Source organism: Albidovulum salinarum (genome assembly GCF_025673475.1).
Classification (GTDB): Bacteria; Pseudomonadota; Alphaproteobacteria; order Rhodobacterales; family Rhodobacteraceae; genus Albidovulum; species Albidovulum salinarum.
On the sequence record NZ_JAOVQO010000015.1, the window covers coordinates 44,934 to 68,519 of the forward strand.

Consider the following 23,586-nt stretch of genomic DNA (forward strand, 5'->3'; position numbering starts at 1 on the left):
GAACTGCCTGTCACGAGCGGCCGGGAGCCGGGTTGAGAGGGGGAAGGAGAACCTTCCTTCGATGCCGGAGCGCATCGTGCCGCAGCGACGGCAGGATGCCGGCAAGCCCGCGCCAGCCGTCCTGCGCCCCCGCGCCCGCCGGTCCGTAGCGCGCCGCCCCGAGGGCTGCGAGCGCGGCCCCGACACGCGGGTCGCGTCTCGGGTCGGCGCCGGGAAGGCGCGATGCCCACTCGTCCAGCGCGGGCCGCAGCGCGGCGTCGTCGCGGCGGCGGACGGTCCGGGTCAGCATTCGCCAGGCCCTTTGTTCCGACACCAGCCATCGGGCGCGGTGTTCTGCCACCCGGTGGCGCACGACCGGCGTGAGCCAGCGCAGCACCACCCCGAGGAGCGCGAGCCCGACCGCGCCGGCAAGGGCCGCGCCCGCGATCCTGCGCCAGTCGCGTGGAGCCTCCACGGGAGCGAGCGACACCGGCGGGCCTTCGACGGACAGCGGAACAGGATCGGCGCGGGCGGTCTCGACCTCTCCGGTCGCGAGGTTGAACCAGTCGAGCATGATCGCCGGCGCCTCTCCGGTCCCGCCGCCTTCCGCGATCAGCGTCACGCTTTCCTTTCGCGTGCCCGAGAGGACGCCGCGCTCCTCCCGTTCCTCGACGACCGGCTCTTTGGCATAGGCGCGGAAGCCGGGTATGTCGTGCGCTGGCAGCAGCACGGGCAGGAACATCGGCGAGGCGCCCCCAACCATCACCGTCACGTTGCGGATCACGCTGTCACCCGGTGCCAAACCCTCGGTCTCACCCTCGATGCTCTGCTCGATCGTCAGCGTATCGGCGGCGATGAAGGGGTCAAGCCCCTCCGCCCCCGCGGGCACGACGCCCGAGAAGGCAATCGGCTCGGTCGCGAGCAGGGTCTCGCGCGCGGCGTTCGTTTCGGGATCGGCCCAGCTCACGGCCACTTCCTGCGCCGGCAGCGCGAAATTGCCGGCGATCATCGGCGTGAGCAGGTAGCGCCGGCTCACGCCCGCCCAGGTCGCGCCGTCGATCCGGCGGCTCGTCGGCCCGCTCGATGCCACCCGGACCCGGACGCTCGGGATTTCCATCGCGGGCCAGGCCGGCGGATCGGGCAGGAAGGTCGGCACCAGAACCGTCAGCCGAAGCGACAGCGGCTGGCCCGGGATCGCCGCCGTCTCGTCGAATTCCATCTCAAGGACCGGGCTTTCCTGCGCCGAGGCGGGAAGGACCAAAGCAAACAGCAGAAGGAGTACACGCATCATTCCGGCGCCTCCCCTTGGGCCTCGCCAGTAGCGGCGAGCGACTCCAGCAGGAACCGGCTCCTGAGAAAGTCGCCCGTGCGGGTGTCCACCGTGTTCATCCAGGCTTCCGCCGTCAGCATGCCCTCGCCGGGTCCCTCCTCGGTGGCTTCGATCTCCGTCTCCGCGCCGCGTCCCGATTCATTGTCGAACACCACCTCGTCGGCGCCGATCCCCTGTTCCTCTCCGGTGTCGGACTGTTCGCGCACGCGCTCGACGTAGTCGACGATCTCCTTCGCCACGGCGAGGTTCTCCGCGGCGGCGGCATGGTCGGGGTCGCGCGCCAGCGCGGTTTCGAAGGCACGCACGCCGTCCCGGTAGCCGCGCGACTTCATGTGCGCCATGCCCTTGATGAAGGCCGCGTCGGCGGTCTCGACCCGCGCTAGCACCTCGACCGCCGCCTCGTACTGGCCCGAGCGGTAAAGCGCATAGCCGCGCCAGAGCGGGTCGATGAAGGCCTCCGCCGCGGCAGAGAAGTCGTTGCGCTCGAAGGCGAGGCGGCCCTGCTGGTCGGGCGTGAAGAACCAGTTGGCGATGCCGTCCGCCTGCGCCCGGTGCGCAGGCAGGCACAGCGCGAGCGCGGCAAGCACGACCCAGCGCATCGTCCATCCGCGCCGGAACCAGAGCAGCGTCAGCAGCGCCGCCGGCCAGGCGAGCCAGGCGCCCCGGTCCCGCCACGGCAGCTCGCTGTTCTCCAGCGCGGCCCGCGCCTGCGCCGCGTCGAGCATCCGGTCGATCCGCACGACATCCGCCTGATCGGGGGTGACCGGCAGGACCGGCACGGCGGACAGCCGGTCGAAACCGGCATCGCCCTGACCGGCCGGGAGCATGGCAAGCATGATCGCAGAGCCGGCCGCCTCAAGGCTCGCCGCGTCGGCGGGATCGAGCGCGTCCGCGACGAAAAGGACCGCGCCCGGCCCCTCCTCGCCCGCGAGAAGGCCTTGGGCCAGCGTCAGCGCCGAGGCTGCGCGGTTGCCCTCCTCGGGCATCACCTCCGGCGCGAGCCCCTCGAGATAGGGCAGCATCACGCCGGGATCCTCCGTCATCGGCACGACGCCGTGGGCGCTGCCCGCATAGGCTACCAGAGCCGTGCGCGCCCCGGACCTGAGGTCGAGCAGGTCGCGGATCTTCTGCTTGGCGCGTTCCAGCCGCGAGGGCGCGATGTCCGCCGCCTCCATCGACGGCGTCACCTTCAGGGCGACGACGAGGGCGGCCGATTGCGCCACGAACGGGTCCGGCTGGCGCGACCAGGTCGGCCCGGCCGCCCCGAGGCACAAGAGCGCCATCGCGAGCGCGGCGCCGTCGATCGGCAGGATCCGCAGCCGGCTGTCGCCGCCGACGGTGAGCGCCGCGCCGAGATGCGGGGCGATCCCGGTCCGCACCGGCGGCCGCCGCGTCGCGCCGCGCCGCACCGACCACCAGAGCGCCGCGATCGGCAGGAGCGCCAGCAGCCACAGCGGCCGCAGGAAGTGGAACGCCTCGAGCGCGAGGTCGAAGCCCGTCATGCTGACCTCCTCTCCGTCGCGGGCCCGGCGCCAAGGCGCGGTCGCAGGTGCAGCACCGCAACCGCCCCGAGCGCGATCAGCGCGGCCAGGCCCAGCGGCCAATGGGCGAGGGACTGGCGCGGGCGGTAGGACAGCGTCTCGGTCTCGCGCGGGGCGAGCGTGTCGATCCGGTCGTAGACCGTGCCCAGAGCCGCGACGTCGTCGGCGAAGAAATAGGCGCCGCCGGTGCGCGCGGCGATGTCGCGCAGCGCGCCGAGATCCACCCGCGCCTCGCCCCGCGCCGCCGGATCGCCGACGCCGATGGAATAGATCTCCACGCCCCGGCTCGCGGCGATCTCGGCGGCGTTGACCGGAGACATCGCCGAGGCCGTGTCCGATCCGTCGGACAGGAGGATCAGCAGCCGCTGCTCGATCTCGGAGGCCTCGAAGGTCCGGATCGCGAGGCCGATGGCATCGCCGAGCGCCGTGTGCGGCCCCGCCATGCCAACACTGGTCTGGGCCAGGAGGCCGGAAACCGTGTCGAGATCCTCGGTGAGCGGCGCCTGGACATAGGCCTTGGAGCCGAAGACGATGAGCGCGGCCCGGTCGCCCTCGCGCCCGGCGAGGAACTCCGCCACCACCTGCTTCACCGCGGCAAGCCGCTGCAGCCGCTCGCCGTCGGGCGCCTGGAAGTCCTGTATGTCCATCGAGCCCGAAATGTCGATCGCGAGCACCACGTCGCGCGCCGCCTTCACCCGCTCGACCGGCGCGCCGACCCGTTCCGGCCGCGCGAGCGCGAGGACGACCAGCGCCCAGACGATGACCGCCGCCGCCATCTGCAACCGTGAGCGCGCAAGCACCACCGCGCCCGGTTTCGGCTCCGCCCCGGCGGCCTCGGCGATGCGGCGGAAGAAGGGAAAGCGCAGCGCCTCGACGTGCCGCCGGTAGGGCGGCGCGAAGCGCCAGACGAGGTAGGGCAGGGGCAGGAGGATCAGGGCCCAGGGCAATGCGAGCTGGATCACGGTGTCCTCCGGTGCCCGCGGATCCAGCGCATCGCGGCGCCGCGAAGATCCGCCGCCCCGGCCTCTCGCGCGTAGGGTGCGCGGATCAGCGCCGACCCGAGGGCTTCGGGAAAGCCGCCGGTCGCGTTCAGGAACCCGACCCACTCCAGCCCCGCCAGCCCCGCCACCTCGCGCCGCGGATAGGCGGCAAGCGCGGTCCGGCGCAGGATCGCCGCAATCGCGGCGGGATCGTTCCCGGCCTTGTCGAGCGCGGCGAGCGCGGCCCGCCGGTAGGCGTTCGCGCGCCAGTGGAGCCATCCCCGCCAGAGCCCGTAAGCCAGCGCCGTGAGAACAAGCGCGCCCAGCACCCACCATCCCGCCGTCTGCGGCGCCAGCGAGACGGGGGCCGGGACCTCGGGCTCGATCAGCCGGCCCATCAGTTCCACGAGGTTCACGTTCTCGTCTTCGCCGTTCATCGCGGCCCGAGCCCCATGAGCCGGCGCATCTGCGGCAAGGTCTCCTCGCCCGTCGAAAGCGGCAGGACCGGGGGGCCGTACTTCCTCTGCCAGTCGAGCACCGTCGCGAGCCGCCCCTCGGCCATCTCCGAAAGCGCGCGGTGCCGCGCCTTGTCGCCGGTGTCGATCTCGGCCTGGAGCGTGCCATCCGAGACGACGAGCCGCAGCCCCTCGGGCAGGTCATGTGCCATCGGATCGGTCACGAGCCCGAGGATCAGGTCATTGCGCCGGGCAAGGCCGGAGACGAGGCGCTCGGCCTCATCGTCGACGCCGTCGAAGTCCGAGAGCACGATCACGAGGTGGTTCTTCGGTGCGATCCGCGCGGTCGCGCGCAGGATCCTCGACAGCGGCATCGCCTCCACCGCCGGCGCGTCGGCGCTGAGAAGCCCGTTCGCATCCGCGATCGCGGTCAGGAACCGCCTGAGCGCGGCGCGGCTGCGCTGCGGCCGGATCTCGGCGAGGGTCGCGTCGCCGAAGACGATCCCGCCGACCCGGTCGCCCTGGTCGAGGATGCGAAACGCCGTCAGCGCGGCGGCCTCCGCCGCCGTCACCGACTTCATGTTGAGCCGGGAGCCGAAGAACATCGACATCCGCTGGTCGACGACGATCAGCGCCGGGCGGTCGCGCTCCTCGGTCATCACGCGCACATAGGGCTCGCCGGTCCGCGCCGTCACCTTCCAGTCGATGGAGCGGACATCGTCTCCAGGCAGGTAGCCGCGCAGTTCCTCGAAACTGAGCCCGCGCCCTCGGAGCCGCGAGGCGTGGCGGCCGTTCAGCACCGAGCGGGCGGGCTGGCGCGGCAGGAAACTGAGCGCCCGCGACCGGGCTTCGAGCGACAGGAGATGCGGCAGGTTCGTCCGGATCCGCGTATCGCCTTCGGGTGCCGGATGGCCCGGCAGGGTGGCGGTTCGGCTCCGGGCGGCGAGGTCGCGCATCAGGGCAGCGCCACCTGCGCGATCAGCTCCTCGACGACGCGGTTGGCGCTCACGCCTTCGCCTTGGGCCTCGTAGGTCAGCGTCATCCGGTGGCGCAGCACCTCGCGCGCGATCGCGCGCACGTCCTCGGGGTCGACATAGTCGCGGCCGTTCAGCCAGGCATGGGTGCGCCCGCAGCGGTCGAGCGCCAGCGAGGCGCGCGGGCTCGCGCCGACCTCGATCCAGCGTTTCAGATCGTCGCCGTAGCCCTCCCGGTGGCGGGTCGCGTTGACCAGATCGGCCATGTAGCGTTCCATCGCCGGGGCGACATGGATCGCGCCGATCTCGCGGCGGGCTTCGAAGATCACCTCCTGCGAGATCGGCGCCGGCTTTTCCTTCGCCTGGGTCGCGATCTCCTCACCGCGCACCAGCCGGATCACCTCCACCTCGTCCTCCACCGGCGGATACTCGATGAGGACATGCATCAGGAACCGGTCCATCTGCGCTTCGGGCAACGGATAGGTGCCCTCCTGCTCCACCGGGTTCTGGGTGGCCATGACCATGAACAGGGGCGGCATCCGGTGGGTGGTGCCGGCCACGGTCACCTGTCGCTCCTCCATCGCCTCGAGAAGCGCGGCCTGCACCTTGGCGGGCGCCCGGTTGATCTCGTCCGCAAGGACGAGATTGGCGAAGATCGGTCCCGGCTCGAAGCGGAACTCGGCCGCGCCCTCGGCCTGATGGTAGACCTCGGTGCCGGTCACGTCCGATGGCAAGAGGTCGGGCGTGAACTGGATGCGCGAGAAATCGCAGTCGAGGTTCTTCGCGAGCGATTTGATCGCGCGCGTCTTGGCGAGACCGGGCAGGCCCTCGACCAGAAGGTTGCCGTTCGCCAGAAGCCCGATCAGCAGCCGCTCGATGACGTCGCGCTGGCCGATGATGGCCTGACCCATCCGGGCGCGGAGCTCTTCGATTGCGTCGCGCGCCGTCATTCTGCCGTCGCCTTCGCGGCTCCGTCGCCGGGTGCCGGCAGCGCCTCCGTCAGCGGCAGGCCCAATGCGCCCGAGGGCGGCTTGGCGCCGAGATAGACGGCGATCGTCGGGGCGACATCGACGGTCTCGACCCTGCGCGAGACCCGCGCCGGCGCGATGCCGGGGCCGGCGATGAGGATCGGCACATGGCTGTCGTAGGTCCAGGGCGAGCCATGCGCCGAGGCGACCGTGAGCCCGTCGAAATCGGCGATGAACCAGTGCGGATCGAAGACGACGTAGATATCGCCCGACCGGTCCGGGTTGAAGTTCGCGAGCACCGCGTCCTGGATCTTGCCGCGCGCGACCGCGCCCTCGCGCAACGCCGAGCTTGGGATCGCGTAGGCGATGCCCGGCAGCTTCTCCAGCTCGTCGGCCACGACCCGCTCGACCTCGGCCTTGTCGAGTCCCCGCGCCGCGATCGCCGCCGTGTTGAGGTAAAGGTAGGGGTTCGAGTAGTTGAGGATCAGATCCCGGCTTTCCCCGAATTCCGCCCGCAGCCGCACGAAGCCGGGCTCCGTGTCCACCCGCTCGAAATCGAAGGTTCCCGCCTCGATCCCCAGCGTCGCGAGATAGCCCGGATGCTCGGGCGCGCCGTGATCGGCCGACAGCACGATCAGCGTCCGGTCGAGCCCGACGCGTTCGTCCACATGGGCGAGGAGGTTGGCGAGCGTCCGGTCCAGACGCGCGAAGTTGTCCTCGGCTTCGAGGCTGGACGGGCCGAAGAGGTGCCCGACATAGTCCGTCGAGGACAGGCTCACCGCGAGGAAGTCCGGCACCGCGTCCTGCCCGAGCCCCTCGGCGTCGATCAGCGACTTGGCAAAGTCCACCGTGATCTCGTCGCCCGCCGGGCTGAGCGTCAGGAGCGTCGTGAAATAGCGGTTGTCCGCCTCGCCCCAGGCATGCGGAAAGGTGCGCCCGAAGCCGGGGAAGTCGGTCTCCCAGGGCTGGTCGTCGCTCGTGCCGAACATGTAGGTCTCGGGCGCGGCCGAAAGCTCCCAGCTCTGCCCGGCATAGCCCGCGACGGTGCCCTTCGCCTCCCATTCTGCGATCCATTCGGGGTAGGCGTCGAGGTAGAAGGTGCTGCTGACGAACCTGCCCTCGGACTTGGAGAACCAGTAGGCGGTGCCGGCATGGCCGGCCATCGAAATCGCGCCGCGATCCTTGACCGAGACGCCGAAGACCTTCGACGCAGGCCCGAAATGAAGCGCGATCTCGTCCGCGACCGTGGAGGTCAGGATGTTGCGCGGCGAGCGGCCGTCGGTCGTGGCGGCGCGTTGCGTCGGGTCGATCTCGGCCGAGGCGTCCACACCGGCGGCGCCGACGAGCGGGAAATCAGGGTCCTGCACGTTGTAGAACTGCGTGCCGGCGACGCGGTCGAACCACAGGTTCGCCACCATGCCGTGGATCGCGGGATCGGTGCCGGTCGCCAGCGTCGTGTGGCCGACGATCGTCTCGGTATTTGCGTGCCGGTGATGCGCGTTGGCGAAATGGACGCCGTGATCCAGCAGGTAGCGGAAACCGCCGTCGCCGAGGTGGCGTCCGTAGCGATCGATCAGGTCGCCCCGGAACTGGTCGACGGTGATCTGGAGCACCAAGGGCGGCGCTTCCTGCGCCTGTGCCGCAACGGCGATCTGAAGCGTGCCCAGAAGGGCCGCGCAATAGCTCGTCCTCATGATTGTCTGCCCTCTCCTGAGAGGGCGGGGCCGCGCCCAGACGCGGCCCCGCACTATTCCCGTCAGTTGGACGCGGTGCCGCCGTCCTGAAGCTTCCGCATCACCTGGTCGATCGAGAAGCTGCCCGGCGTCTGCCGCGGCGGATATTCGACGAAGGTCTGCAGGAACGCCCCGACGAAGGCCTGTGCCGGAGCGAGCACATAGGCGCGCCGCAGCCGCCAGTCCGAATAGTAGATCGATTCCTCGATCGCGCGCTCGAACGGGTCGGACAGGAGGTTGATCAGCTTAGGCAGGCGCAGGAAGATGAAGGGCTCCTCCCAGACCTCGAAGCCTTCGGCGCGCTGCTCGGCGAAGACGACCTTGTACTGGTCGTAGCGCATGGCGAGCAGGTCGCCGGTGTCCGAGAAGTAGAAGAACTCGCGCCGCGGGCCCTTGTCGGTCTCGCCCGCGAAGTAGGGCAGGAAGTTGTAGCCGTCGAGATGGACCTTGGTGTTTTCCTCGCCGAACGGCGTTTCCTGGAGCATCTTCTCCTTCATGTCCGGATCGCCGAGCGCAGCCATGATGGTCGGGAACCAGTCGAGATGGCTGATCGTCGCGTTCGAGCGCCGGCCCGGTTCGATCACGCCCGGCCACTTGACCAGAAGCGGAATCCGGAATCCGCCATCCCAGTTGTCGTTCTTCTCACCCTTGAACGGTGTCGTTCCGCCGTCGGGCCAGGAGAAGACCTCGGCGCCGTTGTCGGTCGAGTACATGACGACCGTGTTGTCGGCGATCCCCAGCGCGTCGAGCTTGTCGAGCATCTGGCCGACCATGCCATCGTGTTCGACCATGCCGTCGGGATAGATGCCGAGCCCGGTCACGCCCCGGCTTTCCTCCTTCAGATGCGTGAAGATGTGCATGCGCGTGGTGTTGTACCACAGGAAGAAGGGCTTGTTCTGCGCGACCGCACGGTCGATGAAGTCGAGCGCGCCGGTCGTGACTTCCTCGTCGATCGTTTCCATGCGCTTGCGCGTGAGCGGTCCGGTGTCTTCCTCCTGGCCGTCGGCAGTCGCCCGGATGACTCCGCGCGGACCGAAGTTCTGGCGGAACTCGTCGCTTTGCGGATAGTCCTCGTTCTCCGGCTCCTCTTCGGCGTTCAGATGGTAGAGATTGCCGAAGAACTCGTCGAAGCCGTGGTTCGTCGGCATGTGCTCGGCAAGATCGCCGAGGTGGTTCTTGCCGAACTGGCCGGTCATGTAGCCCTTGGACTTGACGTATTCCGCGATCGTGGGATCGCGCGGGTCCATGCCCTCCTTCGCGCCCGGCAAGCCGACTTTCAGAAGCCCGGTGCGGAAACCGGATTGCCCGGTGATGAAAGCCGCCCGGCCGGCGGTGCAGGACTGTTCGCCATAGGCATGCGTGAAGAGCATGCCTTCGTTTGCGATCCGGTCGATGTTCGGGGTCTCATAACCCATCATGCCCTGGTTGTAGGCCGAGATGTTCCAGTACCCGACATCATCTCCCCAGATCATGAGAAAATTCAGAGGCTTCGCGTCCTGAGACAAGGCCGGCCCGGCCGCCATCATCGCCGCCACCGCAAAAACAAATCTCTTCAATTCCTTTCCTCCCTGTTCTTTTGTCTCCGTTGATTTTCGTAATTGTGCGCGAAGCGTAATAGTGGAGGGCCGAGTCGCACAACCCCGTTTGCCGCCTTTCGGACACCTTCCTGCCGCAACGGAAGGTGCTGCCATGCCCCTGAATCTGGACAATTTTGCAGACATCGCTGCCCTCGGCAGGGTCATCGCATGAGATCAAGGATCAGGATTGCCAGCCGGGCACCGGCGGGCCGGTCGTTGAGGCCGCTCACGCGGGCCGGTCGAACTCCGGCACCCGCGCGCGCCTGAGCGCCTGCGCCTCCGCGAGGATTTCCGCCCCGGCCTCTCCCGGCAGGTTCGCCGCGAGGCGCAGCGTGATGTCGGACGACTCGCGGCTCAGCCAGACCGGCGACTTCTTGAGGAACGGAAAGCCGCATTCGTTGATGGTGAAGTCGGCCAGTGCATAGCTCGATCCCTGCCGCGCGACGCCGGTCAGGATCAGCCGGATCAGGTCCTGCCGGCCGGGCCTTCCCTTCAGCGCCGCGTGCTTGACCGCGAGCATGCGCCGGTCCTCGGGCACGATCAGGTTGTCCGCGATCTCGCGCAGCCGGGCATCGTCGAGGGCTGCCAGTTCCGCATCGAGGCGTGTCAGGTCGCAGGTGACGCCGTGGCTGAAGTCGCGCGACAGGATCCACTTGCTGAGCCCGATCTCGCCGCGCCGCACGGTCCGGTTCTTGCGGTTGGTCAGCGGGAAGTTCCGCCAGAACCGCAGAAAGTCGGGATCGGCGAGAACCCGGTTGCCGAAGAGGAGCGCGAAGGAGCAGAAATGGAAGTTCCGGTGGCTGGTGCGGTAATTCCACTCGATGCTCTGGAACTCTGCCGGATTGACACGCGGAATGCCGAAGTTCGACGCGGCGGCCGCGAGATCGACGTTCAGCCCCTCCGCCTCGTCGAGCCAGTCGTTGCGGCCGGGCAGGGCGAACCAGGTGGAATCGTTGATCAGGAGCAGCCGGTCGAGCGTCGCGATCCCGGCCGCGACCGCGAGGACCCCGTCGCGATAGCCGCCGAAGTCGTAGCCGAAGTTCGGCCGTTCGATGCAGAGATGGCAGAGCGGCAGGACCCGGTCGCGGTCGGCGGCCTCGAGCGCGAGGTTCGACACGACGACCGGCGCATAGCCCTTCGACGCAAGGTATTCGAGACTGCGCAGATGCGAGGTCTGGAGCCCGTGATTGGGATAGATCAGATAGATCGCGACTTTCGCAGTGGCCGGCACCGCGCCTGCGGTCCTGCGGATCTGGCCCGCCAGCGCGAGGTCGTAATATTTCGCCGCGAAGAGATAGGTCGCCAGAGCGCCGGGTGCCGCGCGCGACTGACGAACGAAGCGACGCAACTCGCGCCCGATCTTCCAGAACGGCAGCTGACTGGCTTTGCGTCCCAAGATGTCCCGAAGCTCCTCGATCACGCGCGGGGTTCGCCCCCGCGCGGGCGGCGCGCCCACCCGGCTGTTAGATGAGGAACCGGCCCGCCCGGCGCAAGGGCAATTTGCAACGCGACGAGCCGGAGAACCACCGTGACGAGCCCGCACGCGTGGTTTCTTGGCATTGGTCAGCCGAATGAGGGGCCGCTCGCAAAGACATGATCGGCACCTGTCTCGCAGAGAACTGTGCGAATAACATGAAGGGGCGTTGGAAACCACTCGCCTCGCCAACACCAATTAGATCGACACCGGCATCAAGCCGGCGATCGGAAGACAGGCTGCGGTCTCGCATGCTCATTCCGATACCGTGATGATGTAGGCGGACATTGTCGCAGGGACGGCCAAGAAAAGGAGGAGCCGCGGTGGCGTCCCCACGGGAGGCGCGGGCGTGGCGAGCCGCGCGGCCGTCATACTAGGCCGTGTCGACAAATGGGACTCACATGGCGCCATGATCGTCGCGCAAGCCGGCATCCGCAGTGGGGACAAGCCAGGCACGAGAGCTGATGCCTGACGAGGTGCGGGCGTTACACGAGCGCTTCATCCTTGCCGCCCGTGCCCCGAATGGGTGCAAACCCGCGAACAATCGTCTTGTTCTGGACGGGATACCTGGATCGCACACACCGGTTCGCCGCGGCGCGGTTTGGCCGAGGAGTCCGGCATGCGGTCGTCGGTCTGTCGTCAGTTCCGGCGCCGGACGCGGGCGGGGGCAGCGGGAGCGGATCATGGACGCACGAATGAGGCCGGGTTAGTGCCCGAGCCCTGCGTCACACTCGGCGACCGTGGCTATTTCTCTGACGACGTTCGCAAGATCAAGGGGGTGTGCAACTAGGCGCCGGTGATCCCCATGCGGATGACCCGCAAGCTGCGCGTCGTCGACTTTCGGATCTGCGCAACCTGGTCGAGCGCTCCTTCGAAATGCGGGAAAACGCCTGACGAGTGGTCACACATGCGGCAAAGCGGCGGAAAGCGTCCTCGACCTCAACGACATCACGCCGATGCGCCTATGGCTCCGCCGTTCGTCAACATGACCCGGCTTCGACTCCGTAACAGGTGGATGTCCTGACCGGCTCGCGCCCAGCCGTCATGAGTGCCCCGAAGCCATGCGATCTCGCTCGCCAAGCCGTCGGATCGCGTTGCTCAGAACGAACGCATCTGCCCGCAGGGTTATTCGGCCGCCACCGGAACATCGAATCCGGTAATTGCATCGGGTGAGGCGTGTCCGCGCTTATCGGAGCGCCGCTGACACGACGACGCTTTGATAAGCGGTTCGTCCCTTGCGAGGGGTGGTTGCCCCGCAGGCTGACTTGCGCGCCGTTTCCAGTCGCCGAGCCAGGCGATGCCCCAGAGCGCAAGCGTTCCGGCCGGGATGTAAAGCCACGGCACGAGTGCCACGCCGTCGAAATAGCGGAGCAACGCCTGCCCTGCGAGCGACAGCAGCGTGCCCGCGGAGAAGACCAGAAGTCCCTGGCGGCCCATCAGGCGCAGCGGCTCGGCGAACCTGTGGGCACTGATCCGCGCGATGACCGGCAGGCACGAGATGACGTAGATGAGCGACAGGACGTGCAGGAGGCGCAGCATCGGCAGATAGGTCTTGTCGTGGGAGGTGATGTGGAACGGCAGCCCGACGGACTGCAGCCGCGCCATGAAGCCGTTCATGGTCGATCCGACCTCCGGCACATAGCGCCAGGCAAACACGAAGACGAGCCAGCCTGCCGCCAGAGCGAACAACACCCGGCTCTTGCGCACGAACCGCTCGCCGTCGCGCAGGGCGACGCCCGTCAGGAGCCCGATGGTGAAGATGAGCTGCCAGGCGAAGGGGTTGAAGAACCAGCCGCCGGGGTTGGGATAGGCGGGGATGTTGAGGCGGAAGAGCCCGGTGGCGAACCACAGCGCAAGCGAGCCGGCCAGCAGTGCAAGCGGAGAGCGCAAGGCCAGATGGATCGCGAAAGGCGCGGCGAGGAGCAGCACCGAATAGGCCGGCAGGATGTTCACATAGCCGATCTGGTGCCCCATCGTCACGATGCCGAGCAGGGCCTGGGACGTGTTCTCGAACACCTGCCGCAGGTTGTTCTTGGTCAGAAGTTCGGTCAGTCCGAACGCCTCGGCCGCCGCCGCGAAGATGGCAATGCCGGCCATGGTCAGGAAGACATGGCTCAGGTAGAGCACCCAGGCCCGCTTCCAGACCGGAGCGATCCCGGACCAGACGCCGATCTCGCGCCAGCGTACGATGCCCGCGGTATAGGCCAGCCCGGCGGCCATGCCGGACATGGCGAAGAAGCTCTCGGCCGCGTCGGTGAAGCCGATGTTGCGGAGCGTGAGGTATTCGTACCAGTTGCCCGGCACATGATCGATGAAGATCATCACCAGGAGCAGGCCCCGGAACAGGTCGATCCGGGGATCGCGCGGGCGCCGGGTGCGGCCTGCGGTCTGCGTGTCAGGCTGGGACATGAAGAGCCTCGTTCGGCAGGGCCTCGGCGGCCGCTGAGTCATGACTTGTTGCGAGCCAGCGACCGTGAATCTCGCGGAAGCTGGCGAGGACCGGCGGCGCGGTGGTCTCTTCGGGAACGCTGAAGTGGCGCGCACCGACGGGTTGCGACGACCACGAGATCAGCAGCGGTGCGGCGATCATCGGCAGCGCCACCGGAAGCAGCCACGGCAGCAGGTCGGACGCGAACTGCCACGTCAGGCCGAGGACGATGAGCCCGGTCGTCACGATCCAGCCTGAGGCTCTTGCCGCCTCGGCGAAGGTCAGCGCGCCCTCACCGCGCGCATTGGCCGGCCAGCCGCCATCCTGCCCCGAGAGGACCTGAACGACGGCGCGCGACTGGAACATCAGCATGACCGGGGCGAGCGCCGAGGTCAGCAGGATCTCGACCGCCACCGACGCCAGCGCGCGCGCCGATCCGCCGAACTCGCGGGTGCGCCCGGTGATGGCGGATTTCGTCAGGATGGCGAACTTGGGCATGATCAGCAGCCCGATGATGCCGAGCACCAGGGCCGTGATCTCGCGGCTGCGGTCCGACGGGAAGACCGGGAAGAGCTGGTAGGTGTTGGGGAAGTAGTCCGGCTCGGGCGCCAGCACGGTACCCGCCACCGTGCTGATCAGGAACACCCCCCAGAGGACTGAGACAAGATAGGCGAAGATGCCCTGGACGAAGACGAAACGGCTCCATCCGGCCAGGCCTGGCGCGAAGAGAAGCCGCATGTGCTGGAGGTTGCCCTGGCACCAGCGACGGTCGCGCTTGGCGTAGGAGAGGATGTTTTCCGGCCCCTCCTCGTAGGACCCGCCGATGCCGCTGTCCACGAGGACGCGCCAGCCGCCCCGGGCCAGCAGGGCGGCTTCCACGTAGTCGTGCGACAGGATGTGACCGCCGAGCGGCGGCTTGCCGGACAGCTCCGGCAGGCCGCAGGACTGGGCGAAGGCATTGACGCGGATGATCGCGTTGTGGCCCCAGTAGGGACCGGTCGCACCCTGCATCCGTTCGAGCCCGCGGGTAAAGACCGGGCCGTGAAATGCCGCGGCGAACTGCATCGCGCGGCCGAAGAAGCTGCGCGCGCCGATGATCCGCGGCAGGGTCTGGAGGAGACCAAGCTTCGGATCCGCATCCATGCGCGCGATCATCGCGGCGAGCGCCTCGCCGGACATCAGGCTGTCGGCGTCGAGCGTCACCGCATAATCATAGGCGCCGCCGGACCTGCGGATGAAATCCTCGACGTTGCCGGCCTTGCGCCCGCGGTTGTCGCTGCGGTTGCGGTAGTAGATGTGACCGCCGCCGCCGGTTTCGGCGATCAGCAGGCGGAAGGCCGCGTGCTCGGCCGCCTGCCCCTCGGCGGAGCGCGTGTCGGACAGGATCACGATGTCGAGCTTCAGCCCCGCGTCCCGGATCGAGCGGTCCATCGCGGCGATCCGCGCGAAGGTCGCAACCGGATCCTCGTTGCAGATCGGGACGAGCACCACGGTCGCAGCGTCCGAATTCACCGCTGCGATCGTGGTGGAGCGCCGCCGCGGCCGGAGCCCGGTCAGGGCCAGCGCCGCGCCCCAGGCCAGCCAGCCGGTGGTCAGCAGGATCAGGACGGTGCGAATGGCGTCCCAGACCTGGAACCCGTCCTGCAAACCGGCATCCGTGATGAGGACCGACGCACCGATCGCGGCGGTGGCGGCGAAGCCGATCGCCAGCACCCGGATCCGGACCGTGGCGGCGTCCGGCGAGAGATGAGCCCGTGATGTCACGTCAGCCCCGCGCCGGGCGTCAGATGTGCTGACCCGGCAGGAACAGCCGGAACAGCTGGGCGAACTCGAAACGGCCGGAGCGGCGTTCGAGCTCCTGGCGCGGCATGTCGAGCGGCGCCTCGGGCGGCCCCCAGAACCGGGGGTCTTCGGGTATCAGGACCGTTTCGGCTCGTGCCTGATGCAACGTCTCGGTCATTCGGTCACCCACTGGTAGAGCCATATCTCGCTCAGGTTTTGTCCGTATCCGGTAATGGCGGCTTGGATTTCCATCGTGTTCTGGTCGCCCGCCGGCACCGCTTCGATGACGAGGCGCCAGTCGCCCGTGCCCGCGATCGGCGACAGGATCGCCTGCGTGAGCTCGCCGCGCAGGACCGTCACCTTGGGGGTGATGTCCGCGTCGCGCGGAAGGTCAGCGAGCAGGCCGCCCCGGAAATCGACGACGAACTTCTTCCCGTCGGTCGTGCCGGACACGCCGGCGACGCCGCCCTTGCCGACCCGCGTGCGCAGGATCCGCGCCCGTTCCTTCGAACGGTCGCCGGCGGGGGACAGGCCCCAGTGCAGGCGATAGGAGACTTCGAGGCTGTCGCCCTTCCGGGCGGGCGTGGCCGGAACCCAGTAGGCGACGATGTTGTCGTTGCCTTCGAGATCCGACGGGATCTCCAGCAACCGGACCGAGCCCTGGCCCCAGTCTCCGAGCGGTTCCACGATCAGCGACGGGCGCCGCTCGTAATGCGCCTGCGCGTCGAGATACTGGTCGAAATCGCGCTCGCGCTGGATCAGCCCGAAGGACGCGGGGTTCTGTGCGCCGAGGTAGGAATTGCCGAGCTGGGCGGGATTCACCAGCGGGCGGACGAAGGTCTCGCCGTCCCGCGTATTGAGCACGAGGTGGTCGCTGTCGTGCACCGCGGGCCGGAAATCGTCGAACGCGCCCGGATCGGCGCCGCCGAACAGGAACATCGACGTCAGCGGCGCGATCCCGAGCTGCTCCACGTCCTCGCGCAGGAACAGCCGCGCGGTCACGTCGACGACGGTCGTGCTGCCCGGCTTCAGGACGAGGCGGTAGGCGCCGGTGACCGATTTCGACTGAAGCGCCGCGTAGACGACGACTTCGTCGGCGCCGGGGGCGGGACGTTCGATCCAGAAGTCGGTGAACCGGGGAAACTCCTCGCCGCTCGACATGCCAGTATTGACCGCCAGCCCGCGCGCGGACAGACCGTAGACGGTGTCGCGTCCGAGCGCCCGGAAATAGCTCGCCCCGAGGAAGGCCGCGACCTCGTCATAATGGTCGGCGCGATTGAGAGGCGACATGAGCCGGAACCCGGCGACGCCCGGCATCTCGAAGTCGGCGGGGATCTCGGCCTTCACGTTGGCGTAGTCGAAATCGGCCGTCGAGAAACGCATCGGCGTGGCGGTGCCCTCGGTCACCTCGGAGAGGTGGACCGGTTCGTTGAAGAGCCAGCCGAGGTGAAAGGCGTTGAGGTGGAACGGCGCATTTTTCTGGTCCGCCCATCGCGTCCGCTCGCGGCGGAAGCCCACCCGCTGGTAGTCGTCGTAGTCAAACTCGGCGAGGAAGCCTTCGACGGCCTCCGCGGGCTTGGGTGCGGCCGCGGCGGCGGCGCGCATCTCGCCGGTCAGCCAGTCGAAGGAGAAGGCCACGCCCGCGGGCGCGGTGCCGGTGGTCCCGGTCGAGCTGTCCTGGGCGAAGGCCGGCAAGGAAGGGGCCAGTGCCGCCAGGGCGACAGATGACAGCAAGCCCGTGACGAGCTTGCGGCGCGTGCTGCAGGTGCGAACTTCGCGAATCGGCCTGACCAAGGAACACATCCCAACTTCCTGACTCAGCGCCGTATTTCTTCGCTGCGTCGTAGAATGCAAGAGGGAGAACATCACGCACGCGTGCATTTTCCTACGCCGGTGCAATTTGTCGGCGGCGTCCTGCTTAAAAACATGGCTTCAGCCCGCTCTCGGTATCAGATCCGGCAAGCGGGATCCGAGAAAACCGCACCGCCGGGTCTGTGTCTTGCCCGAGCTGCGGCGGGGTGACCCGGCGAAACAGGTTGATACCGTGGCGCGGCGGTCGCGCGGCGACCGCAGCCCGGTGCATGGAGAAAGCTCTCGTCGGGACCGGGGCGAGGTGACACATGCCGGGCGCAGGAGTTCGACGTCCATCAGAATCGGATCAAGCGATGACGCGGCTTGATTTGTCCGTCGTTGGTCTCCTTGCGGAACCGGAGCCATGCTCATGGCCTGGGATCGACGCGGCCTGCCCCTGGGAACAAGCCCGAGCGGTTACTCTCCGCGATCGCGCGCTGCCGCGACGGCTCGCGCGCTCACTTCCGCATGAACGAGGCCTCGGGAGTCGGCTGTTGTCGCGATTGCAACTGCGTCACGCGGCCCCGGCCCGGTCGAGGATCTGACGCAGCCGCGCGAAGCTTGCCGCGATGCTCTCCGGCTCGTCCTCCGAGAGAAAGGCGTCGAGCGTGGGCCAAACCCTGACCGCCGCGTCGATGAGCGGATCGGAGCCGCTCACGTAAAGCCCGGCCTGGATCATCATCTCCGCCCGGTCATAGGCGCCGAGCAGCCGCCGCGCGCGGGCGATGAGCGCGTTCTCGGCCTCGCTCGCCGCCTGCGGCAGGGAACGCGAGACCGACCGAAGCATGTTGATCGCGGGATAGCGGCCGCGCTCGGCGATCTCGCGCTCCATCACGACGTGGCCGTCGAGCACACCGCGCAGGATATCGGCGACCGGCTCGTCCATGTCCGAGCCCGCGACCAGGACGGAAAGCACCGCCGTTATGTCGCCCGCACCCTCCAGCCCCGGCCCGGCGCGCTCGGCGAGCGACATGATCAGGTGCGAGGTCGAGGGTGGAAAGCCCCTCAGCGAGGGCGGCTCGCCCGACGCAAGCGCCACCTCGCGATGCGCCTCGGCCAGGCGGGTGATTGAATCGGCGAGCAGCAGCACCTGCAGGCCGCGGTCGCGGAAGTGCTCGGCCACCGTCATCGCTGCCCAGGCGCAGCGGCGGCGGATCAGCGGCGACTGGTCCGATGTCGCGGCCACGACGACGCTGCGCGCCATGCCGTCGGGGCCGAGGACGCCTTCGACGAAGTCGCGAAGTTCACGCCCGCGCTCGCCGATCAGGGCGATGACGATCACATCGGCTAGGACTCCGCGGGCGAATTTCGCCAGGAGCGAGGACTTGCCGACGCCGGAGCCGGCGAAGAGCCCGATCCGCTGGCCGCGCACCAAGGGCAGGAGCGTGTTGAAGACCGCCGCCCCGGTCTCCAGCCGCGCGCCGAGCCGGCGGCGCCGCGACGGGGCTGGCGGCGCGGCACGCAGGGCCCTTTCCTCTGCTCCGCGCATTAACGGGCGGCCGTCGATCGGCTGGCCGAACGGATCGAGGACACGTCCGATCCAGCTGTCGTCGGGCGCGATCCCGCCCGCGCCGAGCAGCTCCACCCCGTCACCGATCCGCGCCCCGTCGACCGGTCCGTCGGTCAGCACCGTCGCGCCGTCCGGATCGAGTGCCACGACCTCGCCGCCGACCGCCGCGCCCTCGACGAGCCGGACCCGGTCGCCAAGCCGCCAGTCGGGGCCACAACCGCTCACCTTGAGCACGCCGCGGCCGATCTCGCGGATGCGCCCGAGCCGGCGCAGCGCGCCACATCCGCCGATTTCCGCCCTGAGCCGGTCGAGCCCGAGTGTCGCCATTCTGACCTCCCTGTGTTCCGCAACCGTTTCTAAAGGAATCGGGGTTAAGGCTTGATTGAAAGCTCGGAGGAGAAGCCCCGATGTTCGAGAAACCGGAGATCCTGTCGCTGGCCGCATCGCTCGCTGCCCATGCCGCCACGCGGCAGTCGGCGATCGCGCAGAACGTGGCGAATGCCGACACGCCCGGATACCGCCCGCGCGACGTCGCCGACTTCGCCGCGACCTACCGCGCCGAAAGCGCGGGCGGGCTGCGCCAGACCCGCGCGGGCCATCTCGGGGTGTCGGAGGCGGCGGAGCGGTTCACGCTCATCGAGCGGGTGGGGGGCGGCTCGCTCTCGCCGAACGGCAATGCTGTGTCGCTCGAGACCGAGATGGTGAAGGCCGCGGATGTGCAGCGCGAGCAGAACCTGGCGCTGGCCATCTACGGCAAGTCGCTCGCGATCCTGCGTGCGTCGATCGGGCGCCGGTAGGGACGGAGGCGCAGGATGAGTGATTTCAGCTCCAGCCTGTCGGTCGCGGCGAGCGGCATGGAAGCGCAGGCAATGCGGCTGCGCCATGTCTCCGAGAACATCGCCAATGCCGACACGCCCGGCTACCACCGCAAGACCACCGCCTTCGAGGCGGTGCTGGAACGGGGCCAGACCACCGGAGAGGTCCGGCTCGGCCCCGTGGAACTCGACCGGCGGGAGCTGACCCGGATCCTCGATCCCGGTCATCCGCTGGCCGATGAGAACGGCTACTACGACGGCTCGAATGTCGATCTGGTGGTCGAGATCGCTGACGCGCGCGAAGCGCAGCGCAGCTACGAGGCGAACCTCAGGATGTTCGAGCAGACGCGGCAAATGTCGCGCAACCTGCTCGAACTCCTGCGCCGCTGACAGGAAGAGGTCCGGAATGGACGTAAGAACCTCATTCGCCGCGCAGATCTACGCGCAGGCCCGGCCGGCCACCCAACCGTCGCCGAACGCGGCGGGGTCGGCCGGGACCTCGGGCGCCTTCAGCGCGCTTGCCGGCAGTTTTGCCGAGACCCTGCGGGCCGGCGAGGAGACCGCGAAGGCCGCCATGATCGGCGGCGCGGACCCCCACGCGCTGGTCGAGGCGCTGGCGGCGAGCGAGCTTGCGGTCGAGACCGCGGTGACCCTGCGCGACAAGGTCGTCGAGGCCTACCAGGAAATCCTGAGAATGCCGGTCTGAGCCATGGAGGAAGCGGTCTTCTTCGACACGATGCGCCAGGGGCTCTGGATCGCCGTGATCATCTCGGCGCCGCTCCTGGCCGTCGCGCTGGTGATGGGGGTGGTGATCGGCCTCTTCCAGGCGCTGACCTCGGTGCAGGAAATGACACTTACCTTCGTGCCCAAGGTCGGCGCGATGCTCGCCGTGTTCTGGGTCTCGATGACCTTCATGTCGGGGATGCTGGTCGCGTTCTTCACCGACCGCATCATCCCGCTGATCGCGGGGATCTGAGCGATGGACAACGCGAGCTACACGACGCTCAACCGCCAGTCCGGGCTGATGGCCGAGATGCGCGCGGTGGCCAACAACATCGCCAACCTCTCGACCACGGGCTTTCGCCGCGAGGGGGTGATCTTCGCCGAACATGTCGCGGCGCTCGAGGGCGCGGAGCCGTCGCTCTCGATGGCCACCGCCGAGGCGCGCAGCGTCAATCTCGCTCAGGGTGCGCTGGTCAAGACCGGCGGAACCTTCGACCTCGCGATCGAGGGCGCAGGCTTCTTCCAGGTCGAGACGCCGGACGGGCCCAGGCTGACCCGTGCCGGCGCCTTCACGCCCTCGCCCGAGGGCGAGCTCGTGACCGCCGACGGCGCCCGGCTCCTCGACCTCGGCGGTGCGCCGGTCTTCGTGCCGGCCGATGCCGGACCGGTCGCGGTCGCGGAGGACGGCACGGTCTCGGTCGGCGGCAATCCGGTCGCCCAGATCGGGCTTTTCGTGCCCGCCGGTCCGGGCGACCTCGTCCACGAAGGCGGAACCCGCTTCGCCGCCCCGGGCGGGATCGAGCCGCAGGAGGACGGCACCATGTTCCAGGGCTTTCTGGAACATTCCAACGTCGATCCGGTCGCCGAGATCGCCCGCATGATCGAGGTCCAGCGCGCCTACGAGATGGGCCAGGGTTTCCTCGACAACGAGGACCGGCGGATCCGCTCGGTGATCGAAACCCTCGGCCGGACATAGGAGACCGACCCATGCGTGCCCTCCAGATCGCCGCCACCGGCATGAGCGCCCAGCAGATGCGGGTCGAGGTGATTTCCAACAACCTCGCCAACATGTCGACCACCGGCTTCAATGCCCGCCGCGCCGAGTTCGCCGACCTGCACTACCAGCAGGTGACCCGGCCTGGCACGATCAATGCCAGCGACGGAACCGTCGTGCCGACCGGGGTCCAGCTCGGCCTCGGCGTGCGTCCATCTGCGGTGACGGTGAACATCTCGCAGGGCTCGCTGTCGGAGACCGGCGGCGATCTCGACGTCGCGATCGAGGGGCTCGGCTATATCGAGGTGGCCTTGCCATCGGGGCTCTCGGCCTATACCCGCGACGGGGCGCTGAAGCGGTCGGCCGACGGGCTGATCGTCACCTCCGACGGACACCAGGTCGCGCCGGGGATCACCATCCCGGCCGACGCCCGCTCGCTCTCGATCAACGCGGCCGGGGAGGTCTACGCCTATTTCAGCGACCGGGTGCAACCCGAGCTTCTCGGCCAGATCACGCTCGCGGGCTTTGCCAACGAGAAGGGCCTCGAGGCGATCGGCTCGAACCTCTTTCTCGAGACGGCCGCGTCCGGCCCCGCCGCGATCGCGGTGCCGGGCGAGGACGGGCTCGGTACGCTCCGGCAGGGGTTCCTCGAGGACAGTTCCGTCGATGCGGTGCGCGAAATCACCGAGCTGATCGAGGCGCAACGCGGCTACGAGCTCAATGCCAAGGTCATCACCGCCGCCGACCAGATGCTCGGCGCGACGACGCAGGTGCGGTGATGCGGATCTGGATCGTTCTGTTCCTCGGGATTGCCGCGATCCCGGCTTCGGCCGAAACCCTGGTCGCCGCCCGGACGCTCCGGGCGCAGACGATCGTCACGCCGGACGACGTGCTGACGCAATCGGGAACCGTGCCGGGTGTGCTGACGGACGCGACCGAGGCGATCGGGCTCGAGACCCGCGTCGCAATCTACCAGGGCCGCCCGATCCGGCCTGCCGATCTCGGCCCGCCGGCGATCGTCGATCGCAACCAGATTGTGGCGCTGAGCTACGTCGCCGGGGCGCTCACGATCACCGCCGAGGGCCGCGCGCTCGCGCGCGGCGGGGTCGGGGATCGCATCAGGGTGATGAATGTCGCCTCCCGCACCACCGTCTCCGGCGTCGTCGCCGCCGGCGGGTCGGTGCGGGTCATGGCGGAACGCTGAAATGGAGACGAACGAATGCGTTTGAGAGTGATGGCCGCGCTGCTTATTGCGCTGACCGGCTGTGCCCGGATGGAAAACGTCGGCAAGGCGCCCGCCTTCACGCCGGTCGAAGGCGGCAACGAGTATTACGCGATGTCGACCTCGGGCCTGCCCCTGACCGCCGAGCCGCGCTACGCGGGCGACGACGCTTCGCTCTGGTCGCGTTCGCGCGGTTCGCTGCTCGGCGACCGCCGCGCCGGCCAGCGCGGCGACATCCTGACCGTGGTGGTCGAGATCGACGACAAGGCCGAGATCTCGAATTCCAGCGGCCGCTCGCGTGAAGGCTCCGACGAGATGGGGATCCCCCACCTCGCCGGCATACCGCAGCGGCTCGACCGTCGGATGCCCGAAGGCGCGAGCGTCGCCAATGCCTACAGCACCTCGTCCGCGTCGAGCTATCAGGGCGACGGTTCGGTCAAGCGCAAGGAGAAGCTGACGCTTCGGATCGCCGCGACGGTCGTCGAATCACTGCCGAACGGCGTCCTGCGCATCCACGGATCACAGGAGGTGCGGGTGAACTTCGAGGTGCGCGAACTCATCGTCCAGGGCTTCGTCCGGCCCGAGGACGTCTCGCGCCAGAACGAGGTCACCTATGACAAGATCGCCGGGGCGCGGATATCCTACGGTGGCCGCGGCCAGATCACCGATGTCCAGCAGCCGCGCTATGGTCAGCAGGTCGCCGACATCCTGCTACCGTTCTGAGGCCGTCAATGCGCAAGGTCGTGCCACTCCTCCTCGCGCTTTTCGGGCTCGCCGCAGGCGGCGGGGCGGGGTTCTGGCTGCGCCCGGCACCCATGGAGAGCGTATCGATCGATCCCTGCGGCGAGGGCGGCGCAGAGCCGGCCGCTCTCGGCGAGGCGCATGCCGAACCGGAGGACGCTGCGGCCGATCCCGAACATCCCCCCGAATACGTTAAACTCGCCAACCAGTTCGTTGTCCCCGTGGTCGAGCACGGCGATGTGGCGGCCCTGGTTATCCTCTCGATCAGCCTGGAGGTTACGGCGGGCAGCACCGAGCAGGTCTTCGCCCGCGAACCGAAGATCCGCGACGCGTTCCTGCGCGTGCTCTTCGATCATGCGAATGTCGGTGGGTTTGAGGGCGCCTTCACCGAATCGAACAAGATGGAAGTCTTGCGTGGCGCTCTCCTCGAGGTCGCGCGCAAGTCGATGGGTCCGGCGATCACCGGAGTGCTCATCGTCGACATTGTCCGGCAGGACAGCTGACCGCCG

Annotated in this window: 23 protein-coding genes and 1 pseudogene; 10 read left to right on the plus strand and 14 right to left on the minus strand. The window is 68.6% G+C overall.

All coding sequences use genetic code 11. The features are described 5' to 3' along the window. Nucleotides 1–10: 10 nt before the first annotated feature. The 9 genes from OEZ60_RS15685 to OEZ60_RS15725 all read right to left on the minus strand — a co-directional run bounded on the left by OEZ60_RS15685 (nucleotide 11) and on the right by OEZ60_RS15725 (nucleotide 10,933). Nucleotides 11–1,270 carry a hypothetical protein gene (locus tag OEZ60_RS15685; RefSeq protein ID WP_263338166.1) on the minus strand — a complete coding sequence of 420 codons (1,260 nt, stop codon included), beginning with the start codon at nucleotides 1,268–1,270 and terminating at the stop codon, nucleotides 11–13. Further along, nucleotides 1,267–2,811 carry a vWA domain-containing protein gene (locus OEZ60_RS15690; protein WP_263338169.1) on the minus strand — a complete coding sequence of 515 codons (1,545 nt, stop codon included), beginning with the start codon at nucleotides 2,809–2,811 and terminating at the stop codon, nucleotides 1,267–1,269. The genes OEZ60_RS15685 and OEZ60_RS15690 overlap by 4 nt, the downstream gene beginning before the upstream one ends. Next, the gene (locus OEZ60_RS15695; protein WP_263338172.1) at nucleotides 2,808–3,812 is read right to left on the minus strand and encodes a VWA domain-containing protein; all 1,005 of its coding nucleotides are present in this window, start codon (nucleotides 3,810–3,812) and stop codon (nucleotides 2,808–2,810) included. Before OEZ60_RS15695 ends, OEZ60_RS15690 begins: the two co-directional genes overlap by 4 nt. Beyond that, a complete protein-coding gene (locus tag OEZ60_RS15700) occupies nucleotides 3,809–4,267 on the minus strand; it encodes a DUF4381 domain-containing protein (protein ID WP_263338174.1) in 459 nt (152 codons plus the stop codon). The genes OEZ60_RS15695 and OEZ60_RS15700 overlap by 4 nt, the downstream gene beginning before the upstream one ends. After that, nucleotides 4,264–5,241 carry a DUF58 domain-containing protein gene (locus OEZ60_RS15705; RefSeq protein WP_263338176.1) on the minus strand — a complete coding sequence of 326 codons (978 nt, stop codon included), beginning with the start codon at nucleotides 5,239–5,241 and terminating at the stop codon, nucleotides 4,264–4,266. The genes OEZ60_RS15700 and OEZ60_RS15705 overlap by 4 nt, the downstream gene beginning before the upstream one ends. After that, nucleotides 5,241–6,209 (minus strand): AAA family ATPase, encoded by a 969-nt coding sequence (locus tag OEZ60_RS15710; RefSeq protein WP_263338178.1) that lies wholly within the window; start codon nucleotides 6,207–6,209, stop codon nucleotides 5,241–5,243. Before OEZ60_RS15710 ends, OEZ60_RS15705 begins: the two co-directional genes overlap by 1 nt. After that, entirely contained in the window at nucleotides 6,206–7,921 is a 1,716-nt protein-coding gene (locus OEZ60_RS15715) for an alkaline phosphatase family protein (RefSeq protein WP_263338181.1), read from the minus strand. The genes OEZ60_RS15710 and OEZ60_RS15715 overlap by 4 nt, the downstream gene beginning before the upstream one ends. 62 nt (nucleotides 7,922–7,983) lie before the next feature. Further along, complete coding sequence (locus OEZ60_RS15720) at nucleotides 7,984–9,516, minus strand: arylsulfatase (protein ID WP_317852843.1); 1,533 nt, start codon at nucleotides 9,514–9,516, stop codon at nucleotides 7,984–7,986. A gap of 247 nt (nucleotides 9,517–9,763) precedes the next feature. Beyond that, a complete protein-coding gene (locus OEZ60_RS15725) occupies nucleotides 9,764–10,933 on the minus strand; it encodes a rhamnan synthesis F family protein (RefSeq protein WP_263338184.1) in 1,170 nt (389 codons plus the stop codon). 515 nt (nucleotides 10,934–11,448) lie between these two features. Between OEZ60_RS15725 and OEZ60_RS15730 the strand changes: the two are divergent. Further along, nucleotides 11,449–12,000: pseudogene (locus OEZ60_RS15730) on the plus strand (IS5/IS1182 family transposase). Between the two features lie 136 nt (nucleotides 12,001–12,136). Here OEZ60_RS15730 and OEZ60_RS15735 read toward each other — a convergent pair. The 5 genes from OEZ60_RS15735 to OEZ60_RS15755 form a co-directional block, all read right to left on the minus strand. Further along, entirely contained in the window at nucleotides 12,137–13,420 is a 1,284-nt protein-coding gene (locus OEZ60_RS15735; protein ID WP_263338187.1) for an OpgC family protein, read from the minus strand. Then, the gene (gene mdoH / locus OEZ60_RS15740) at nucleotides 13,407–15,203 is read right to left on the minus strand and encodes a glucans biosynthesis glucosyltransferase MdoH (RefSeq protein WP_263338189.1); all 1,797 of its coding nucleotides are present in this window, start codon (nucleotides 15,201–15,203) and stop codon (nucleotides 13,407–13,409) included. The genes OEZ60_RS15735 and mdoH overlap by 14 nt, the downstream gene beginning before the upstream one ends. 19 nt (nucleotides 15,204–15,222) lie before the next feature. Continuing rightward, nucleotides 15,223–15,399: a hypothetical protein gene (locus OEZ60_RS15745; RefSeq protein ID WP_263338191.1), complete on the minus strand. Its 177-nt coding sequence runs from the start codon at nucleotides 15,397–15,399 to the stop codon at nucleotides 15,223–15,225. Continuing rightward, nucleotides 15,396–17,015: an OpgD/OpgG family glucan biosynthesis protein gene (locus OEZ60_RS15750; RefSeq protein ID WP_263338193.1), complete on the minus strand. Its 1,620-nt coding sequence runs from the start codon at nucleotides 17,013–17,015 to the stop codon at nucleotides 15,396–15,398. Before OEZ60_RS15750 ends, OEZ60_RS15745 begins: the two co-directional genes overlap by 4 nt. 571 nt (nucleotides 17,016–17,586) lie before the next feature. Then, nucleotides 17,587–18,909, minus strand: coding sequence for a FliI/YscN family ATPase (locus tag OEZ60_RS15755; protein ID WP_263338195.1), 1,323 nt, complete (start codon nucleotides 18,907–18,909; stop codon nucleotides 17,587–17,589). Nucleotides 18,910–18,989: 80 nt separating this feature from the next. Here OEZ60_RS15755 and OEZ60_RS15760 point away from each other — a divergent pair, with 80 nt between their 5' ends. From OEZ60_RS15760 to OEZ60_RS15800, 9 genes are read left to right on the plus strand one after another with little or no spacing between them, the layout of a single operon-like run. Continuing rightward, the gene (locus OEZ60_RS15760; RefSeq protein WP_263338198.1) at nucleotides 18,990–19,379 is read left to right on the plus strand and encodes a FlgB family protein; all 390 of its coding nucleotides are present in this window, start codon (nucleotides 18,990–18,992) and stop codon (nucleotides 19,377–19,379) included. A 15-nt stretch (nucleotides 19,380–19,394) separates the two neighbouring features. After that, nucleotides 19,395–19,787 (plus strand): flagellar basal body rod protein FlgC, encoded by a 393-nt coding sequence (flgC, locus tag OEZ60_RS15765; protein ID WP_263338201.1) that lies wholly within the window; start codon nucleotides 19,395–19,397, stop codon nucleotides 19,785–19,787. 16 nt (nucleotides 19,788–19,803) lie between these two features. Further along, nucleotides 19,804–20,103, plus strand: a complete 300-nt coding sequence (gene fliE, locus OEZ60_RS15770) for a flagellar hook-basal body complex protein FliE (protein ID WP_263338204.1) — start codon at nucleotides 19,804–19,806, stop codon at nucleotides 20,101–20,103. 3 nt (nucleotides 20,104–20,106) lie between these two features. Next, on the plus strand, nucleotides 20,107–20,373 hold the full coding sequence (locus OEZ60_RS15775; protein ID WP_263338206.1) for a flagellar biosynthetic protein FliQ: 267 nt from the start codon (nucleotides 20,107–20,109) through the stop codon (nucleotides 20,371–20,373). A 3-nt stretch (nucleotides 20,374–20,376) separates the two neighbouring features. After that, nucleotides 20,377–21,096: a flagellar hook-basal body complex protein gene (locus OEZ60_RS15780; protein ID WP_263338207.1), complete on the plus strand. Its 720-nt coding sequence runs from the start codon at nucleotides 20,377–20,379 to the stop codon at nucleotides 21,094–21,096. Between the two features lie 11 nt (nucleotides 21,097–21,107). After that, the gene (gene flgG, locus OEZ60_RS15785; protein WP_263338209.1) at nucleotides 21,108–21,893 is read left to right on the plus strand and encodes a flagellar basal-body rod protein FlgG; all 786 of its coding nucleotides are present in this window, start codon (nucleotides 21,108–21,110) and stop codon (nucleotides 21,891–21,893) included. Further along, nucleotides 21,893–22,318 carry a flagellar basal body P-ring formation chaperone FlgA gene (gene flgA, locus OEZ60_RS15790; protein WP_263338212.1) on the plus strand — a complete coding sequence of 142 codons (426 nt, stop codon included), beginning with the start codon at nucleotides 21,893–21,895 and terminating at the stop codon, nucleotides 22,316–22,318. Before flgG ends, flgA begins: the two co-directional genes overlap by 1 nt. Before the next feature lie 15 nt (nucleotides 22,319–22,333). After that, the gene (gene flgH / locus OEZ60_RS15795; RefSeq protein WP_263338214.1) at nucleotides 22,334–23,059 is read left to right on the plus strand and encodes a flagellar basal body L-ring protein FlgH; all 726 of its coding nucleotides are present in this window, start codon (nucleotides 22,334–22,336) and stop codon (nucleotides 23,057–23,059) included. An 8-nt stretch (nucleotides 23,060–23,067) separates the two neighbouring features. Further along, nucleotides 23,068–23,580, plus strand: coding sequence for a flagellar basal body-associated FliL family protein (locus tag OEZ60_RS15800; RefSeq protein ID WP_263338215.1), 513 nt, complete (start codon nucleotides 23,068–23,070; stop codon nucleotides 23,578–23,580). The last annotated feature ends 6 nt before the right edge of the window (nucleotides 23,581–23,586 follow it).

What these genes read in the sequence shown, in the direction of transcription:
- OEZ60_RS15780 (WP_263338207.1), top strand. Translation starts at nt 20,377, where the DNA reads ATGGACAACGCGAGCTACACGACGCTCAACCGCCAGTCCGGGCTGATG.
- OEZ60_RS15775 (WP_263338206.1), top strand. Translation starts at nt 20,107, where the DNA reads ATGGAGGAAGCGGTCTTCTTCGACACGATGCGCCAGGGGCTCTGGATC.
- flgH (WP_263338214.1), top strand. Translation starts at nt 22,334, where the DNA reads ATGCGTTTGAGAGTGATGGCCGCGCTGCTTATTGCGCTGACCGGCTGT.
- OEZ60_RS15755 (WP_263338195.1), bottom strand. Translation starts at nt 18,909, where the DNA reads ATGGCGACACTCGGGCTCGACCGGCTCAGGGCGGAAATCGGCGGATGT.
- OEZ60_RS15715 (WP_263338181.1), bottom strand. Translation starts at nt 7,921, where the DNA reads ATGAGGACGAGCTATTGCGCGGCCCTTCTGGGCACGCTTCAGATCGCC.
- OEZ60_RS15760 (WP_263338198.1), top strand. Translation starts at nt 18,990, where the DNA reads ATGTTCGAGAAACCGGAGATCCTGTCGCTGGCCGCATCGCTCGCTGCC.
- flgC (WP_263338201.1), top strand. Translation starts at nt 19,395, where the DNA reads ATGAGTGATTTCAGCTCCAGCCTGTCGGTCGCGGCGAGCGGCATGGAA.
- OEZ60_RS15735 (WP_263338187.1), bottom strand. Translation starts at nt 13,420, where the DNA reads ATGTCCCAGCCTGACACGCAGACCGCAGGCCGCACCCGGCGCCCGCGC.
- OEZ60_RS15800 (WP_263338215.1), top strand. Translation starts at nt 23,068, where the DNA reads ATGCGCAAGGTCGTGCCACTCCTCCTCGCGCTTTTCGGGCTCGCCGCA.
- OEZ60_RS15685 (WP_263338166.1), bottom strand. Translation starts at nt 1,270, where the DNA reads ATGATGCGTGTACTCCTTCTGCTGTTTGCTTTGGTCCTTCCCGCCTCG.
- OEZ60_RS15705 (WP_263338176.1), bottom strand. Translation starts at nt 5,241, where the DNA reads ATGCGCGACCTCGCCGCCCGGAGCCGAACCGCCACCCTGCCGGGCCAT.
- OEZ60_RS15745 (WP_263338191.1), bottom strand. Translation starts at nt 15,399, where the DNA reads ATGACCGAGACGTTGCATCAGGCACGAGCCGAAACGGTCCTGATACCC.
- OEZ60_RS15710 (WP_263338178.1), bottom strand. Translation starts at nt 6,209, where the DNA reads ATGACGGCGCGCGACGCAATCGAAGAGCTCCGCGCCCGGATGGGTCAG.
- flgG (WP_263338209.1), top strand. Translation starts at nt 21,108, where the DNA reads ATGCGTGCCCTCCAGATCGCCGCCACCGGCATGAGCGCCCAGCAGATG.
- OEZ60_RS15700 (WP_263338174.1), bottom strand. Translation starts at nt 4,267, where the DNA reads ATGAACGGCGAAGACGAGAACGTGAACCTCGTGGAACTGATGGGCCGG.
- OEZ60_RS15690 (WP_263338169.1), bottom strand. Translation starts at nt 2,811, where the DNA reads ATGACGGGCTTCGACCTCGCGCTCGAGGCGTTCCACTTCCTGCGGCCG.
- flgA (WP_263338212.1), top strand. Translation starts at nt 21,893, where the DNA reads ATGCGGATCTGGATCGTTCTGTTCCTCGGGATTGCCGCGATCCCGGCT.
- fliE (WP_263338204.1), top strand. Translation starts at nt 19,804, where the DNA reads ATGGACGTAAGAACCTCATTCGCCGCGCAGATCTACGCGCAGGCCCGG.